This is a genomic window from Kitasatospora misakiensis, from assembly GCF_042656005.1.
Taxonomy (GTDB): Bacteria; Actinomycetota; Actinomycetes; order Streptomycetales; family Streptomycetaceae; genus Kitasatospora; species Kitasatospora misakiensis.
The window spans coordinates 1-577 of record NZ_JBHSOF010000158.1; the positions used below are offsets into that span (position 1 = coordinate 1).

Below are 577 nucleotides of genomic sequence, written 5' to 3' on the forward strand. Positions count from 1 at the left end.
AGCCAGTGGCGGCGGTGTTGGAAGGCGTAGGTGGGGAGGTCGGTGAGGTGGCCGGTGCCGGTCCAGGGTGTCCAGTCGATGGGGAGGCCGGCGGTGTGGGCTTCGGCGAGGCTGTGGAGGAGGCGGTGTTGGCCGCCTTCGCCACGGCGGAGGGTGCCGATGGCGCGGACGGCTTCGGTGCCGTTGTTCTCGGCGGCCTGGGTGACGGGGCCGGTGAGGACGGGGTGGGGGCTGGTTTCGATGAAGACGCGGTGGCCGGTGGCCAGGAGGGTGGTGAGGGCGGCGTCGAAGCGGACGGTCTCGCGGAGGTTGGTGAACCAGTAGGCGGCGTCCATGGTGGCGGTGTCGATGGTCTCGCCGGTGACGGTGGAGATGAGCGGGGTGTGGCCGGTGCGCGGGGTGACGGGGGCGAGGAGGTCGAGGAGTTCCTCGCGCAGGTCCTCGACCTGGGGGGAGTGGGAGGCGTAGTCCACGGCGATCCGGCGGGCCTGGATCCCGTCGGCCTCGCAGCGTGCGGCGAGCGCGTCCAGCTCTTCGGGGGCGCCGGAGACGACGACCTGCTCGGGGCCGTTGACGA

1 protein-coding gene is annotated in these 577 nt (G+C 72.4%); it reads right to left on the reverse strand.

The window, feature by feature from the left end:
* On the reverse strand, nucleotides 1-577 hold a 577-nt coding region (locus ACFP3U_RS37030), incomplete at both ends, for an acyltransferase domain-containing protein (RefSeq protein ID WP_380230166.1).